The organism is Sphingomonas sp. Marseille-Q8236, from assembly GCF_965112005.1.
In genome coordinates this window covers 1-15,554 of record NZ_CBCOPO010000004.1, presented here as the reverse complement: position 1 = coordinate 15,554, position 15,554 = coordinate 1, and the positions used below count along the sequence as shown (strand labels likewise).

Here is a 15,554-nt window from a genome sequence, read left to right as displayed (position 1 = left end):
GATTGATCCGATATCTATGAGCAACATGGTTTCCCCCGCCGCGCCGTTCATGGCCCCGGAACCGCTGCAGCCCCTGCAGCGCGAAGGCATGGAGCAGACGTCGCAGCCAATATTGCTGCAATATTGGAACACGGCACTGCGGTGGCGGTGGCTGATGGTCGGCATCATCGTCGCCTGTGTCGTGGCGGGGCTGGTGCTGACGCTCCTGACTTCGCCCAAATACACCGCGCGGACGCAGGTCGAGATCAGCCGTCAGCAGAAGCAGGTCACCAACGTCGAGGGTCTCGAAAGCGAAGAGGCCGGGCGGGACCAGGAATTCTATTCGACGCAATATGCCCTGCTCGCAACCCGTCCGCTGGCCGAACGTGTCGCCAGCCAGCTCAATCTGGTGAACAGTCGCGAGTTCTTCGACGGCCACGGCCTCGACTGGGACTATCCCGACGAGCGCGACGGCAAGAACGCAGCCCAGATCCGCAAGGAACGTCAGAAGCTCGTTGTCGATACGCTGCTGAAGAACATCGATATTTCGCCGGTGCGCACATCGCGTCTCGTCGAAATCTACTATACGAGCCGTTCGCCCGATCTTTCGGCCAGGATATCCAACAAATGGGCAACCGCGTTCATCGAACTGAGCATGGACCGGCAGTTCGCTTCGACCGCGGATGCGCGACGCTTTCTGGAAAACCGGCTCGTATCGCTGCGGCAGCGGCTCGAGGAGTCGGAACGCCAGGCGGTGTTGTTCGCATCGCGGTCGGGCATCGTCACGATCGAGCAGCAACGCGACCGTGACGGACGCAGCGTCGGCAGCCGCACGCTGACCACCAGCAACCTAGAGGAATTGAGCACCGCGCTCAACCAGGCGATCGCGGCACGGATCGCCGCCCAGTCGCGGGCATCGAGCCAGGGAGAGAACAGCGGAGAGGCGCTCAACAACCTCACCCTGACGAACCTGCGCCAGCAGCGGGCGGTCGCCGCCGCCGAATATGCCAAGCTCCTGGTGAATTTCGAGCCGCAATATCCGGCGGCCCGCGCCATCGCCGGGCAGATCCGCACGATCGACAGTGCGATCGCACGCGAAACCGGGCGGATCTCTTCGGTTCGTCAGCGCGAATATCAAGAAGCAGTAAGCCGCGAGAACGAGCTTCGCCAGCAGGTAGCTGCCGTCCGCAGCGAACTGGACACGCAGAACCGTTCAAACATCCAATATGCGATCTACCAGCGCGAAGCCGACACCAATCGCCAGCTGTACGACGCACTGCTGCAGCGCTACAAGGAGATCGGCGTCGCCGGTTCGATCGGCGCGAACAACATCACGGTGGTCGAACCGGCCATCGTTCCCGAAAAGCCCTCGTCGCCCAAGCTGTTGCTGAATCTAGCGGTCGCGCTGGTACTGGGCATCGGTCTGGCGGCGGTCACCGCGATCGTCCTCGAACAGATCGACGAAGGGGTGCGCGACGTCACGCAGGTGGAACCGCTGTTCAAGCTGCCCCTGCTGGGCACGACGCCTGCGATCAAGGGCAATGCAATCACCGAGTTGCGGGACAGCAAGTCGCAGCTCTTCGACTCCTACTTCAGTATCCGGTCCAACCTCGCCTTTTCGACCAATCACGGCTTTCCGCGATCGCTGGCGATCGTCAGCACCGTGCCGGGCGAGGGCAAGTCGTCGACGTCCCTGTCGCTCGCGACCGTGCTCGGCCGTACCGGCAAGCGGGTATTGCTGGTCGACGCGGACATGCGTTCGCCCTCGATCCATCACATGGCGGGGGTCGAAAACGAGGCCGGGTTCAGCAATTACCTCGCAGGCGAGGATAATTGGCGCGGTCTGGTGCGCGATACCGACACCCGGAACGTCGCGATCATCGCCGCAGGACCGCTGCCGCCCAGCGCCGCGGAACTGCTCAGCGGCGATCGGCTGCGTTCCTTCGTGCAGGACGCGCTGACGCAATATGACCATGTCATCATCGACAGCCCCCCGGTGCTCGGGCTGACCGATGCTCCCCTGATCGCCAATGCGGTCGAAGGCATCGTCTACATCGTGCAATGGGCCGGACCCGCGACGCGCGGTATCCAGGCGTCGATCAAGCGGTTGCAACTCGTCAACGCCCATATCTTCGGCATCGTCCTGACCAAGGTGGAAACCAGCAGGGAAGGCTATGGCTATACCTATGGCGAGCGATACGGCGAGCAGGGCTGATCCATGCCGCTGAACGGGCTTCCCCGACAGATCGGCGTCGGCATCATCGCGGCCGCCGCCCTCGGCGGGGCCTATGCGGCATGGCGGGATGCGTTCATCGACGTGGCGCGCTCGTCCAACCCGGCCATCGCCTATGCCATGCGACCGGACGATGCCGCGACCTTCACGGCGGTGATCGACCGGCGCAGCGCCGATGGCAAGAACGATCCCCTGTCCGCACGCGAAGTACAGATCGGCCGGCGCGCGGTGATGCAATCGCCCATCAATCGGGGCGCGGTGCGGATTCTCGGTGTGGATGCCGCGGTGCGCGGCGATCCGGCCGCCGACCGGATCATGGCGGTCGCCGACCGGTTGTCGAAACGCGACGCCGGCACCCAGTTGTGGATGATCGAACGCGCGGTCCAGCGCAACGATATCGCCGCGGCCATCACCCACTATCACTATGCGCTGACCGTGCACCCGCGGCTCGAACCGGTACTGTTCCCGATCCTCGCGAACGCGATTGCCGAAGAACCCATTCGCGCAGCGTTGCGGCCCTATGTCCGTCGTCAGGTTCGCTGGGTCAGCCCGATGCTGTTCCATGCGATCGTTCATGGTGATCCACGTAACGTCCTGCGCCTTTTGTCCCCGGTTGCGAACGATATCCACAGCGACGCGATGGACGGGGTGAACGCGCGCCTGATCAGCAATCTTGCCGACATGGGCGAGGTGACGGCCGCCCGCGACTATGCGCTGCGGGCGACGCGAAAGCTCGACGCCGCGGCGCTGGCGCAGCTTGCCGCATCGCCGACCACGACCGACGGCCGCCTCGGCAATCTGGCATGGTCGATCGATCCGACCCCGGGCATCCTCGCATCCATGAACGAGGATGGCGGCTTCGACATCCAGATCGACCCGCTGGCCAACGGCCCGGTCCTGTCCCGTATCCTGCCGGTCGTGGGGGGTCGGCAGTATCGGTTCGCGATGCGCGTGACCCCGGGGCAGCGCCAGTCCGAGGCCGCGTGGCGCTGGCGCCTGTCCTGCGTCCCGGGAAGCGGCCAGACACCGTTCTGGCAGCAGGAAATTTCCGCCGGAGGCGAAGCCGGAGCATTCCAGCGGGACGTGCCGGTTCCCGGAAACTGCCGCGGCATACGCTTCGCGCTGTCCGCGCGCGGCGGCGATGGCCAGGACACCGCATCCGTTTCCTTCGGCCAATTGTCGTTCCGATAAACCATGCGATACGGCAACCGCCGCACCCGCGCGACCCGCAACAGGACATAAGACGCGGCATGGCCCGGAAGATCATCGAGAATGCCGCAGCGCTCGGCCTGCTGCAGATCGTCAACCTTGCGTTGCCGTTGCTTGCCCTGCCGTATCTGGCGCATGTCCTGGGCCAGGACGATCTGGGCCGAATGGCATTCGCCCTGTCCGTCGCGCAGGTCTTCGTAATCCTTACCGATTACGGGTTCACGCTGAGCGGTCCCAAGAACATCGCGTTGCATCGCGACGACATCGATGCCGTTGCCGGGATATGGTCGGCGATCACCTGTATCCGCGTCGCCTTCTCGATTGCCGGATTTGGGCTGCTATGGCTGCTGGCCCTGTGCTTTGAACGTTTCGCCAGGGATCTGCCGATCCTGATCGCCGCTTATGGCATGGTGGTCGGCAACATCCTGTATCCCCAATGGCTGTTCCAGGGGCTCGAACGCCTGAAAGCGGTCAGCGCGATCCAGGTCGCCGCCCGGCTGATCGCCTTCGGTGCGCTGTTCGTGGTGGTGAAGGGGCCGGATGACCTGTATCTGGCGACCTTCCTGCAAGGCAGCGGGTTCCTGATCGGCGGGTTGCTGGCGTTGCCGCGGACGCTGTCGGCGCTGCGCGGCGGACGGATCGCATGGCCGACCGGCGCGCAACTACGTCACCAGTTGCACGAAGGGTGGCACGTCTTTCTATCCACTGCCGCCATCAACATCTATACGTCGAGCAACGCCTTTTTCCTGGGTCTGCTCGCCCCCGCGGCGGTGGTCGGCCAGTTCCACGTTGCGGAACGGATCATCCGCGCCGTGCAGATGCTGTATGCGCCGATCGGCAACGCGCTCTATCCCCATGCGTCGCGGCTTGCCGCACAGGCGCCGGAACAGTTGCTGGCGTTCAACCGCAAATTGCTGATCTTCCTAGGCGGCGCTGCGGCCGCCGTGTCGATCGCGATTTTCCTGCTCGCACCGTTCGTGGTCGGGATGTTGTTCGGCCCCGATTACGCACTGTCCATTCAGGTATTGCGCATCCTTTCTCCCCTGCCTTTCATAGTCGTATGCTCCAATATATTCGGCACGCAGACGATGATACCTTTGGGCATGAGCAAGATATTCAGTAGAATATTGCTGATTTCAGCCATATTCAACTTGGTAGTATTTATTCCTCTCGCCTATTATTACGGTGCGATCGGTGCGGCAATGGCGAATATCGCGGTTGAAATAGGTGTAACATTGGCTATGGTCGCGGCGCTTCGCGCGACCGGCCGCGGCCCGTTTTCTGGAAAAGTGAGGATATGGTGAACACCGAAACCGTCGACGCGCTTCGCGGCCCCGACGTCCTGGTCGTTGGCGCAGGCTTTGCCGGCAGCGTCGTTGCCCGCGAGGCCGCCGATGCCGGGCTGTCGGTGCATGTCATCGACCGTCGCCCCCATATCGCAGGCAATGCCTATGACAGCATCGATGCGAACGGGATCATGGTCCATGATTACGGACCGCACATCTTCCATACCAACAGCGACCGGATCGTCCGCTGGCTGTCGCAGTTCACCGACTGGCGCTTCTACGAGCATCGGGTGCTGGCGAAGGTAGGCGAACAACTCGTTCCGATCCCGATCAATCGTACGACGATCAACACGCTCTACGGCCTCGACCTCGACGAAAAGGGCGTCGCCGAATTCCTCGAGCGGGTGCGCGAACCGCGCGATCCGGTGAAGACCAGCGAGGATGTGGTTCTCAATTCGGTCGGCAGCGATCTGTGCGACAAGTTCTTCCGGGGCTATACCGCCAAGCAATGGGGACTGGACCTGTCCGAACTGTCGGCAGGGGTCGCCGCGCGCATTCCGACACGCACCAACGATGACGATCGCTATTTCGCCGACACGTATCAGGTGATGCCGGTCGATGGATATACGCGGATGTTCGAGCGCATGCTCGACCACCCGAACATCCAGGTCATGCTCGGTACCGATTTCGCCGATTACCGGACGCGCGTCACCCCGCGCAAGACCGTCTACAGCGGCCCGGTCGACGAGTTCTACGATTTCCGCTTCGGCAAGCTGCCGTATCGCTCGTTGCGGTTCGATCACGAACATCTGGCCGATCAGGACCGGTATCAGGATGTCGGCACGGTCAACTTCCCCAACGACCATGCCTATACCCGCACGACCGAATTCAAGCACCTGACCGGGCAACAGGCGTCGGGTACGTCGATCGTGCGCGAATATCCGCAGGCGGAAGGCGATCCCTATTACCCCATTCCGCGTCCGGAAAACGAAGCGCTGTTCAAGCGATACAAGGCGCTGGCGGATGCGGAAACCGACGTCTATTTCGTCGGCCGGCTCGCGCAGTATCGGTATTACAACATGGATCAGGTCGTCGGCGCGGCACTCGCGACCAGCCAGGATCTGCTCACCGATCTTGCGCTGCGCTGACGCCGCGCGGCATCCCTAGCGACCGGTATCCAGTCTCATGATCTATATCGCCTGCCTTCCGAAATTCGCCACCGGCGGCACCGAACTGTTGCATCAGTTCGGTGCCGAGCTGATGGCGCGCGGCGTCGACGTCCGGATGCTGTATCATGGTGCGGAAGGCGATCCGGTCGCCCCCCGTTTCAAGAAATACGCCGTTCCCTATGTCACCGACATCGCATCGCCCGGCGCCGACGACGTGATCGTCGTGCCCGAAGTGCTGACCGACCTGCTCTATGAATGGCCGGGAATGCGCAAGGTCATCTGGTGGCTCAGCATCGACTTCTATTTCCGGTCGTTCTGGTCGAAGCGCAACCTGCGGCGCCGCTGGTTGCAGCGCAAGCGCTTCTATCGGTTCGACGATCCGCAGGTGATGCACTTCGTCCAGTCCGACTATGCCCGCGGCTACCTGACCGGTCGGAACGTGGCCGTCACCGGCGACCTGTCCGATTATCTGGGGGACGATTTCATCGCGAGCGCCGCGCAAGGCGCCAATGCGCAGCGACAGCCGATCGTAGTGTACAATCCCAAGAAGGGGATCGCGTTCACCCGCAAGCTGATGGCGCTGGCTCCGGACGTGACCTTCCGCGCGATCGAGAACATGACTCCGGTCGAAGTCGCCGCGCTGTTGCAGTCCGCGGCGGTCTACATCGATTTCGGCAATCATCCGGGCAAGGATCGCATTCCACGCGAGGCCGCGATTTCCGGTTGCATCGTGGTAGTGGGCAAGCGCGGATCGGCGAACAGTTCCATCGACGTGCCGATCGATCCCATGTTCAAGTTCGATACCGACAAGGCCGGCCTTGCCGCGACAGCGGAACTGTTGCGCCGCGCGGTCCGTGATCCGCAGGCTTATATCCCGATGTTCGATGGTTATCGTGCGATGATTTCTGGCGAAAAGAAGATTTTTCAACACCAGGTCGATGATTTTATCGGACATATGGGATGAACATGCAGTTGATATCCAGAAGAATAGGAATATTCTTCTGGATACTGATCATTCTGCCGAAACTGAATCTGCTGTCCTTCGCGGGAGAGAGCGCGGGTATCCGGATCGACGACCTGCTGATCGCGGCAAGCATCCCGCTGCTGTATCATCTTGTCGCCAAGGGGCATGTGGCCCTGCCGCGGACCGGCCTGTTGCTGATCTTTTTCGGGTGGTGCATCGGTTGCACCCTCATCAACAATTTCGTTTTCGGCCGGGGATCGATCCTCTACCCCATCCGGTTCATGGAATATGCGACGTTCCTGATCGCCGGTTCGGCGGCATGGAACGGCGGTATCAACCTTGCCCGGCCGCTCGCGGTCCTCGTCGGACTGAACACGGTCGTCATCCTGCTGCAATATGCCGGCATCGTCGGCGGTTTTTCGTCGGAAGGCTATGTCGCCTCCGTCGCCGACCGGCCGATCGGCCTGACGGGCGGGCCATGGGAAGTCGGCGTACTGATCGATTTCGCCTTTGCCTGGTATCTCTGCTATGAGCAACGCACCCTGCCCCGGCTGATCGGGTTCGCCGTGGCGGCGGCCCTGGTGCTGATCACCGGTGCGCGCATGCCCTTGCTGGCGTTGCTGATCATCACCATGGCGGTGATGATCCTCAGTGCGCGTCGCAATCCGTTGCAGACACCGACGGTCATCGTGATCGGCCTTGCCATCGCCATGGTGCTCATCTTCGTCGACAATCCGCTGACGTCGCGATCGGCCGGGCTGTTCTCGTCGAATAACGTCGACTCTTTTGCCAACGCCCTCGCTTTCCGTGGGAAGGACACGGATTTCGACGGGTTCGCCGAGTTCGCGGAGGTCGAGGATGGCGATGCGAGCTGGATGATGCGTGTGATCAAATGGAGCACGGCGATCTCCATCTTCCTGTCGGACGATTTCTCGTTCCTGATCGGTCTGGGTCACGGAATATGGGGTCCGGCGCTCGACGGCGGCTTCTTGCGTCTCGTCACCGAAGGCGGGTTTCTTGCGCTGATCCTTTTCTATCTGGCGTGGATCCGGATGATCAACACCCGCGTCATGTGGCTGTGCCTGATCGTTTTCACGATCAACATGTTCATGATCGACGTCTATCTCTCCTACAAGATCATGGGGATGCTGTATTTCATGGCGGGCTATTTCTGGAACCTGGGATTACGAGACCGGACGGCCCGCGACGGGAAGAGCGCATGAGCGCCACCGCGCCTTCGCTGTCGGTATGCCTCGCCAGTTACAACGGCAGCGCCTATCTGCGGGCGCAGATCGACAGCATCCTCGCCCAGCTCGGCCCCGATGACGAGTTGCTGGTGTCGGACGACGCATCGACCGACGATACGCTCGCGATCCTGCGATCCTATGGCGATCGAATCCGGATCGTCGGCACCGATCGTTCGGGCGGGGTGGTCCCCAATTTCGAGCGCGTCCTGCGTCACGCCACCAAGGACGCCATCGCCCTGTCGGACCAGGACGACGTCTGGCTCGACGGACGGGTCGATCTGATCCGCACCTCGCTTCGCGATTGCGAGCTGGTCATGCTCGACGGCATCTTGGTCGATGGCGCGTTGCAGTCGCTGGACACGACCGTGTTCCGCTCGGTCGGGGTGCGCGGCGGTTTCTGGCGCAACCTTGCCAAGAACAGCTTCGTCGGTTGCTGCATGGCATTCCGTCGCGACCTCGTGCAATCCGCCCTGCCCTTTCCGCGCGGATTGCCATGGCACGACTGGCTGATCGGCCTGCTCGCCGAACTGCGCGGCGGCGTCCGCCGGGTCGAGACGCCGACGATCCTGTTTCGTCGCCATGGCGCCAATTCCTCGGCGACCGGGGAGAAATCGACCTTCTCGATCGGCCACCGACTGGCGATGCGGGCCGCGGTACTGCGTGCGATCGTCCAGATCCTGCTCCGGCGTCCGAACCGCCGCATGACGTGAAGCGGTATATGCCGATTCCGCACGCCTTTTCCCGCTGGAAATATTCGATATGACGCCCGTGTCGGGCGCGCCCACACCCATTTCGCTGACTTGACGCCAGCGACGATCGGAACCTTCGTATGACGCTTCGCATCGCCTGCATCGTTCCGACCTACAACGGGCGCGATGACCTTGAACGGCTGCTCGATTCACTGCGGATGCAGACCGCGCGGTTCGATCTGTTCATCGTCGATTCCTCGTCGCGGGACGGTACGCTCGAACTGGCGCGCGAACGGACGCCCAATGTCACGGTCATTCCGTCCCGCGAATTCAACCACGGGGGAACGCGGCAGCGGATGGTGGACGAGCATCCGGACTATGACATCTATGTGTTCGCGACCCAGGATGCGTGCCTGGTCGATGCGCATGCGATCGAGCGGCTCGTCGCTCCCTTTGCCGACCCCCGCATGGGGGCCGTCTGCGGACGCCAGTTGCCCCACCTCGATGCGACCCCCTCGGCCCAGTTCGCGCGGCATTTCAACTATCCGGCGACCGGGCGGGTCAAGACGCGCGACGATATCCCCGAACTAGGCCTCAAGACCGTGTTCATGTCGAACTCCTTCGCCGCCTATCGTGGCGAGGCATTGCGCGAAGTCGGCGGCTTCCCCGACCATGTGATCTTCGCGGAGGATATGTACGCTGTCGCGAAGATGGTGCTGTCGGGGTGGAAGGTCGCCTATTCCGGTGATGCGCAATGTCGACATTCGCATAATTACACCCTGAACGAGGAATTCCGCCGGTACTTCGACATGGGCGTATTCCATGCCCGCGAACCCTGGATCCGGCGTGCCTTCGGCGGTGCCGGCGGTGAAGGCTTTCGTTTCGTCCGGTCCGAACTCGCATTTCTGGGGACGGGACGCCTGCATCTCTGGCCCGGAGCGATCTTCCGCAGCGCATTGCGTCTGCTGGGCTACAAGCTGGGACAACAGGACGCCCGATTACCGCTCGGGCTGAAGCGTCGGATAGGCATGTATCGCGGTTACTGGAGCAGCCCTGCCGGGTTGTCGGTACCGTCCCGGAACCGATCCTGAACGGGTGCCGTTTGAGGTTGATCGCCCGGGCAACAGACGGTCAGCACGACACATGACGGAAAAGAACGCTGTGACGGACGGAATCACGCGCCGGGCGGCGCTGGCGACGGTGGCGGTCGGCGGTGTGGTCCCCGCCGCCCATGGGATGCAGTCGACACCGCGGCCGGTAGAGCCGGTCGGCGACCGCCGGGCCGCCACGCGCGCGATTTCCCCCACCGATTTCCTGCCCGACACCCCGCCCAGCGCGGCGCAGTTCACCGCAGCATTGCAGCAGGCGATCGACCGCAGCACGACCGGAGAAGTCTATGTTCCCGCCGGCATCTGGCCGGTCGAACCGCAAGGTCATCCCGCGCTTCCGGGTACCTTCGGTACCAACAGCGTCTGCATCCGTCCGAAATCCAACCTGCACCTGCACGGGCCGGGAACGTTGCGCCTGGCCGACGGCAAGGGCGGCGGTTCAGGAGCCATCATCGGCAACTGGGACGGCAAGCCGATCGAGAACGTCCGCATCGCCTGCCAGATCGACGGCAACGCGACCGCCGCGGGCGGCAAGATGAGCGGTATCGTACTGGTGAACGCGCGTGACTGTACGATCGCCGCGGGCTCGATCCGCAACATGTCGTTCAATGGCGTACAGATCGCACGCGGTTCCACCGGTTGCACGATCGACAACATGCGTTTCGACAGCATCGGCTATATCGGCATCCAGTTGCAGCACGCCGCCAATGCCATCCTGTCGAACAATACCCTTACCAATATCGGCAATAATGCCATCGACCTTGAAAGCAACAATCAGTCGCAAGGTCAAAACGTCATCAGCAAAAACATATGCTCCGGATGCGCTACCTTCGTTTTTCTTGAATCTGGCGGCAACAGCATCGTATCAGAAAATAATGCTCAGGATATAGAAGAAGCAGGAGTTTGGCTTAATCGCATCAATACCGGAAGCGAAAATAACATTATTGTTAACAATAAAATACAAAAAGGCAAGGGTTCTGGAAAATTAGGTGGTATATATTGCAATAATTCCTCCGGACGATCGATGATTTCCGGAAATATGATAGACGGATTCGATTACGGTATGTATTTTACCGGTAGAAGTCACTATCTGGCAATAGAACAGAATTATTTCCGTAACATAGGAAAGTTTCTATATTATATTCCGGCGGAAAACAGCACGCTGGTCAAATCGGTCATTCGACAACCTTATTACGAAGGACCGTTGCGCGGGCGGCTGCCCTATACGGCGCCGCCGCTCGGAAATCCGTCGAATCATGCGGATCGCACGTTTCATGTCGCCGTTGCGAGCATGTGGAACATGGACGAAGGCAGCGCGCGCGCCGAAACCGCCGATGCCGAATACCACACCGGCGCAGCGGGGACGTTGACGACCGAGCCGGCATGGAACGGGCAATGCAGCCGCCGCATAGGAGGCGAGACGTTGGTACGCCATGCGGGCGGAACGATGACCGTCGGCCGATATGTCCGCATCGACACCTCCGTCTATTATGTCCAGGCGCTGCGCGGCCCCGGAATAGCGGCATTGCGGACCGCGGATGGGACAAGCGGCGATTTCACCGGGACATTACAACCCGGCATGGCATGGTATGAATATTGGCCCGAATGGCAGACCAGCTGATCGATTTCCGTCGATCCGTTCCAATAGGCTGTCGTGCTGTCGCCCGATGGCGGTTTGATCGTCGAAATGCTGGTGCGCAACATGCCTGTCCGTGCTTGCCGATCGGATGCGTCCGCATTCCGGAACGACAGCGATGTTGCGGCCATCGCCCGCAACAAAATATCCCTTGCATCCTATCACGACGAGATCGGGGTATTTTCATGTACTGCGCAAGAAATGTACGATCCGGCCAACGCCACATTGCGACCTTTCCGCCATCCGGGTAGGTACCCGCTATGACCGATACCCCCCCCGTCCAGCTCATCCGCCCCCGGCGCTTCGGCGACGCCCGTGGCTGGTTCACCGAGGTCCATTCGGTGTCCGCCTTCGCGAAGCTCGGGATCGACTGCACCTTCGTGCAGGACAACCACTCGCTCTCGGTGCCCGCCTTCACGCTGCGCGGGCTGCATTTCCAGACGCCGCCCAGGGGCCAGGACAAGCTGGTGCGCTGCATCCGGGGGCGGATCTTCGACGTGGCGGTCGACGTGCGCCGGGGATCGCCGACCTGGGGCCAGTGGGTCGGCGCCGAACTCTCGGCCGAGAACGGCCACCAGCTCTTCATTCCGATCGGCTTCGCGCACGGCTTCGTGACGCTCGAGGAGAATTGCGAAGTCACCTACAAATGTTCGGACACCTATGCGCCGGACCATGACGGCGGCATCCGCTGGGACAGCGCCGGGATCGACTGGCCGATCCCGGAGGGCGTGACGCCCGAGCTCAGCCCCAAGGACAAGGTGCAGCCGACCCTTGCCGACTTCGACAGCCCGTTCGCCTATGACGGCCGCCCGCTGGCCCCGCTCGACTAAAGGAACCCCCAGGATGCGCATCTTCGTCACCGGCGGCGCCGGCTTCATCGGATCGGCCCTCGTCCGCCACCTGATCGAGAACACGACCCACGAAGTCCTGAATTTCGACAAGCTGACCTATGCGGGCACGCTGACCACGGTCGAGCGGGTGGCGGCCAGCAACCGCTACCGCTTCGTGCAGGGCGACATCTGCGATGCGGACGCGGTGCGCGGGGCGATCGCCGAGTTCAGGCCCGACGTCATCACCCATCTGGCCGCCGAGAGCCATGTCGACCGCTCGATCGACGGGCCGGGCGCGTTCATCCAGACCAATGTCGTCGGCACCTTCGTGATGCTGTCCGAGGCGCGCAGCTACTGGCTGGGCCTCGAGCCGGAAGCGAAGCAGGCGTTCCGCTTCCACCATATCTCGACCGACGAAGTGTACGGGACGCTGGGCGAGACCGGGCTGTTCACCGAGGACACGCCGTACGACCCGCGCTCGCCCTATTCGGCGTCGAAGGCGGGATCGGACCATCTGGTGTCGGCATGGGGCCATACCTTCGGGCTGCCGGTGCTCATCACCAACTGCTCGAACAACTACGGGCCGTATCACTTCCCCGAAAAGCTCATCCCGCTGATGATCGCCAAGGCGTTGGACGGCGAACCGCTCCCCATCTACGGCAAGGGCGACCAGATCCGCGACTGGCTCTATGTCGAGGATCACGTCCGCGCGCTGCAGGCGGTGTTCGAGCGGGGCGAGGTCGGGCGGACCTATAACGTCGGCGGGCATAACGAGCGCCAGAACATCGAGGTCGTCCAGACGCTGTGCGCGATCCTCGACGAGCTGCGCCCCCGCGCCGACGGCAGGCCCTATGCCGAGCAGATGACCGAGGTTGCCGACCGTCCGGGCCATGACAAGCGCTATGCGATCGACGCCTCGCGCATCGGCGACGAGCTGGGCTGGCATCCGCAGGAAACCTTCGAGAGCGGCATCCGCAAGACCGTCGAATGGTATCTGGCGAACGAGGCATGGTGGCGTCCGCTGGTCGCGGCCAAGGCGTCGGAGCGTCGCGGCATCGCCGCGTAGGATTGTCGATACGTCGACATGTCGACATGGCGGAGAATGATGTGACCAAGGCGATCCTCGTGACGGGTGCGGGCGGACAGCTCGGCACCGAACTGCAACGCTGCGCATGGCCCGCGGGCTACGAGGTCGTCGCGGTCGACGTCGACACGCTCGACCTGACCGATACCGCCGCGATCGCCGCCATGGTCGCATCGCGCGACTGGGCCGCGGTCATCAACGGCGCGGCCTATACCGCGGTCGACAAGGCCGAGAGCGATCTCGTCACCTGCTGGGCGGTCAACGCCATGGCGCCCGCCGCCTTTGCGGAAGGCTGCGTCAAGGCGGGCATCCCGCTGGTGCAGGTGTCGACCGACTATGTCTTCGCCGGCGACAAGGACGGCGCATGGGAGGTGAACGATCCGGTCGCGCCGCTCGGCGTCTATGGCGCCTCCAAGCTCGGCGGCGAGCTGGCGGTCAGGACCTCGGGCGCGCGCCATGCGATCGTGCGCACGGCATGGGTCGTCTCGGCGCACGGCAACAATTTCGTCAAGACGATGCTGCGGGTGGGCGCCGCGCGCGAGCAGCTGACCGTCGTCGCCGACCAGCACGGCTCGCCCACCAGCGCCGCCGATCTGGCGGGCGCGCTGATGACGATCACGCTCAGGCTGATCGAGGACGCCGACGCGCCTGTCGGCACCTTCCACTTCAGCAACGCGGGCGCGACCCACTGGGCGGGCTTCGCGACCGAGATCTTCCGCCAGAGCGGCGAGCGCGGCGGGCCGACCGCGCAGGTCGTGCCGATCCCGAGCAGCGACTATCCGACCCCGGCGAAGCGCCCGGCCAATTCGCTGCTGAGCCACGACGCGATCCGCGCCGCCTATGGCATCGAGCCGCGGGGCTGGCAGGCGGCGCTTTCCGACATCCTCGACGAACTCATCGGCACGACAAAGGACCATGACGCATGAAGGGCATCATCCTCGCCGGGGGCTCGGGCACCCGCCTGCACCCCGCCACGCTGGCGGTGAACAAGCAGCTGCTGCCGGTCTATGACAAGCCGATGATCTATTATCCGCTCAGCGTGCTGATGCTGGCCGGAATCCGCGACATCCTGATCATCTCGTCGCCCGAGTTCATCGACAACTACCGCCGCCTGTTCGGCGACGGATCGGCGTTCGGCCTGACCATGGCCTATGCCGAACAGCCCAGCCCCGACGGCCTGGCGCAGGCGTTCACCATCGGCGCGGACTTCATCGGCGACGATAACGTCGCGCTGGTGCTGGGCGACAACATCTTCTTCGGCGCGCACCTGACCGACCTGCTGGCGAGCGCGGTCGCGCGGCCGAGCGGGGCGACCGTGTTCAGCTACCGCGTCGAGGACCCCGAGCGCTACGGCGTGGTCGAGTTCGGCGAGGGCGGCCGCGCGATCAGCCTCGAGGAAAAGCCCGCGGTGCCGAAGTCGAACCACGCCGTCACCGGCCTGTATTTCTACGACAACCGCGTCGTCGACTTCGCCCGCAACCTGAAACCCTCCCCGCGCGGCGAGCTGGAGATCACTGATCTCAACCGGCTCTACATGGAAGCGGGCGACCTGTACGTCGAACAGATGGGCCGCGGCTATGCGTGGCTCGACACCGGCACCCACGACAGCCTGCTGGAAGCGGGCGAGTTCGTCCGCACGCTCCAGCACCGCCAGGGCGTGCAGGTCGCCTGCCTCGAGGAGATCGCGTTCGAGATGGGCTTCATCTCGGCCGAACAGGCACGCGCGGCGGGCGAGCGGTTCAAGAAAACCCATTACGGCCGGGCGATCCTGAAGGCGGTGGACGGGCGCTGAGCGTTCGGCGCGGGGCGGGGGTATTCCCGCCCCGCGCATTGCGACGATGCGTCTATATCGTCAACATACCGCAAGTGCCCCATCACAAGCGCGTGCCTCCTCCTTTGATGCGCAGCGCCAAGGCGTTGCCCGTCCGGTACCGCACCGACGCGGCACCCGGGGTCACGCTCTGGCCGGGCTGGTCCAACCGATCCACACCAGCGTATCGATCAGCATCGAACGCGCGACGCCGGAGTTCCGGCACACCGCCGCCTTGCTGGCACCTGCGTTGATCGCGGCGAGAACCGCCTCGATCTTCTTGGGGAACGGTGAGAGGATGGTCGGAAA

General features: G+C 63.1%; 14 protein-coding genes. All 14 read left to right on the top strand.

The genetic code is table 11. The features are described from left to right. Positions 1-16: 16 nt before the first annotated feature. On the top strand, positions 17-2,194 hold the full coding sequence (locus ACWPWT_RS20520) for a GumC family protein (RefSeq protein ID WP_285139428.1): 2,178 nt from the start codon (positions 17-19) through the stop codon (positions 2,192-2,194). Positions 2,195-2,197: 3 nt separating this feature from the next. Continuing rightward, positions 2,198-3,403, top strand: a complete 1,206-nt coding sequence (locus ACWPWT_RS20515) for a hypothetical protein (RefSeq protein WP_285139429.1) — start codon at positions 2,198-2,200, stop codon at positions 3,401-3,403. A 59-nt stretch (positions 3,404-3,462) separates the two neighbouring features. Further along, positions 3,463-4,725 (top strand): flippase, encoded by a 1,263-nt coding sequence (locus tag ACWPWT_RS20510; RefSeq protein ID WP_285139430.1) that lies wholly within the window; start codon positions 3,463-3,465, stop codon positions 4,723-4,725. After that, positions 4,719-5,855: a UDP-galactopyranose mutase gene (gene glf, locus ACWPWT_RS20505; RefSeq protein WP_285139431.1), complete on the top strand. Its 1,137-nt coding sequence runs from the start codon at positions 4,719-4,721 to the stop codon at positions 5,853-5,855. The genes ACWPWT_RS20510 and glf overlap by 7 nt, the downstream gene beginning before the upstream one ends. Positions 5,856-5,892: 37 nt before the next feature. After that, positions 5,893-6,840, top strand: a complete 948-nt coding sequence (locus ACWPWT_RS20500) for a glycosyltransferase family protein (protein WP_285139432.1) — start codon at positions 5,893-5,895, stop codon at positions 6,838-6,840. A gap of 2 nt (positions 6,841-6,842) precedes the next feature. After that, a complete protein-coding gene (locus ACWPWT_RS20495) occupies positions 6,843-8,063 on the top strand; it encodes an O-antigen ligase family protein (RefSeq protein ID WP_285139433.1) in 1,221 nt (406 codons plus the stop codon). Then, positions 8,060-8,797, top strand: coding sequence for a glycosyltransferase family 2 protein (locus tag ACWPWT_RS20490; protein ID WP_285139434.1), 738 nt, complete (start codon positions 8,060-8,062; stop codon positions 8,795-8,797). Before ACWPWT_RS20495 ends, ACWPWT_RS20490 begins: the two co-directional genes overlap by 4 nt. A gap of 119 nt (positions 8,798-8,916) precedes the next feature. Then, positions 8,917-9,867 carry a glycosyltransferase gene (locus tag ACWPWT_RS20485; RefSeq protein WP_285139435.1) on the top strand — a complete coding sequence of 317 codons (951 nt, stop codon included), beginning with the start codon at positions 8,917-8,919 and terminating at the stop codon, positions 9,865-9,867. Between the two features lie 52 nt (positions 9,868-9,919). Further along, positions 9,920-11,506 carry a right-handed parallel beta-helix repeat-containing protein gene (locus tag ACWPWT_RS20480; protein WP_285139436.1) on the top strand — a complete coding sequence of 529 codons (1,587 nt, stop codon included), beginning with the start codon at positions 9,920-9,922 and terminating at the stop codon, positions 11,504-11,506. Positions 11,507-11,539: 33 nt separating this feature from the next. Continuing rightward, positions 11,540-11,785 carry a hypothetical protein gene (locus ACWPWT_RS20475; protein ID WP_285139437.1) on the top strand — a complete coding sequence of 82 codons (246 nt, stop codon included), beginning with the start codon at positions 11,540-11,542 and terminating at the stop codon, positions 11,783-11,785. After that, positions 11,782-12,351 carry a dTDP-4-dehydrorhamnose 3,5-epimerase gene (rfbC, locus tag ACWPWT_RS20470; protein WP_285139438.1) on the top strand — a complete coding sequence of 190 codons (570 nt, stop codon included), beginning with the start codon at positions 11,782-11,784 and terminating at the stop codon, positions 12,349-12,351. The genes ACWPWT_RS20475 and rfbC overlap by 4 nt, the downstream gene beginning before the upstream one ends. A 13-nt stretch (positions 12,352-12,364) precedes the next feature. After that, positions 12,365-13,417 carry a dTDP-glucose 4,6-dehydratase gene (gene rfbB / locus ACWPWT_RS20465; protein WP_285139439.1) on the top strand — a complete coding sequence of 351 codons (1,053 nt, stop codon included), beginning with the start codon at positions 12,365-12,367 and terminating at the stop codon, positions 13,415-13,417. A gap of 26 nt (positions 13,418-13,443) precedes the next feature. Continuing rightward, on the top strand, positions 13,444-14,361 hold the full coding sequence (gene rfbD, locus ACWPWT_RS20460) for a dTDP-4-dehydrorhamnose reductase (RefSeq protein ID WP_285139440.1): 918 nt from the start codon (positions 13,444-13,446) through the stop codon (positions 14,359-14,361). Beyond that, a complete protein-coding gene (gene rfbA / locus ACWPWT_RS20455; protein ID WP_285139441.1) occupies positions 14,358-15,227 on the top strand; it encodes a glucose-1-phosphate thymidylyltransferase RfbA in 870 nt (289 codons plus the stop codon). The genes rfbD and rfbA overlap by 4 nt, the downstream gene beginning before the upstream one ends. The last annotated feature ends 327 nt before the right edge of the window (positions 15,228-15,554 follow it).

Coding starts and splice junctions, on each gene's coding strand:
- ACWPWT_RS20520 (WP_285139428.1), top strand. CDS start 17: ATGAGCAACATGGTTTCCCCCGCCGCGCCGTTCATGGCCCCGGAACCG.
- ACWPWT_RS20515 (WP_285139429.1), top strand. CDS start 2,198: ATGCCGCTGAACGGGCTTCCCCGACAGATCGGCGTCGGCATCATCGCG.
- ACWPWT_RS20510 (WP_285139430.1), top strand. CDS start 3,463: ATGGCCCGGAAGATCATCGAGAATGCCGCAGCGCTCGGCCTGCTGCAG.
- glf (WP_285139431.1), top strand. CDS start 4,719: ATGGTGAACACCGAAACCGTCGACGCGCTTCGCGGCCCCGACGTCCTG.
- ACWPWT_RS20500 (WP_285139432.1), top strand. CDS start 5,893: ATGATCTATATCGCCTGCCTTCCGAAATTCGCCACCGGCGGCACCGAA.
- ACWPWT_RS20495 (WP_285139433.1), top strand. CDS start 6,843: ATGCAGTTGATATCCAGAAGAATAGGAATATTCTTCTGGATACTGATC.
- ACWPWT_RS20490 (WP_285139434.1), top strand. CDS start 8,060: ATGAGCGCCACCGCGCCTTCGCTGTCGGTATGCCTCGCCAGTTACAAC.
- ACWPWT_RS20485 (WP_285139435.1), top strand. CDS start 8,917: ATGACGCTTCGCATCGCCTGCATCGTTCCGACCTACAACGGGCGCGAT.
- ACWPWT_RS20480 (WP_285139436.1), top strand. CDS start 9,920: ATGACGGAAAAGAACGCTGTGACGGACGGAATCACGCGCCGGGCGGCG.
- rfbC (WP_285139438.1), top strand. CDS start 11,782: ATGACCGATACCCCCCCCGTCCAGCTCATCCGCCCCCGGCGCTTCGGC.
- rfbB (WP_285139439.1), top strand. CDS start 12,365: ATGCGCATCTTCGTCACCGGCGGCGCCGGCTTCATCGGATCGGCCCTC.
- rfbD (WP_285139440.1), top strand. CDS start 13,444: ATGGCGGAGAATGATGTGACCAAGGCGATCCTCGTGACGGGTGCGGGC.
- rfbA (WP_285139441.1), top strand. CDS start 14,358: ATGAAGGGCATCATCCTCGCCGGGGGCTCGGGCACCCGCCTGCACCCC.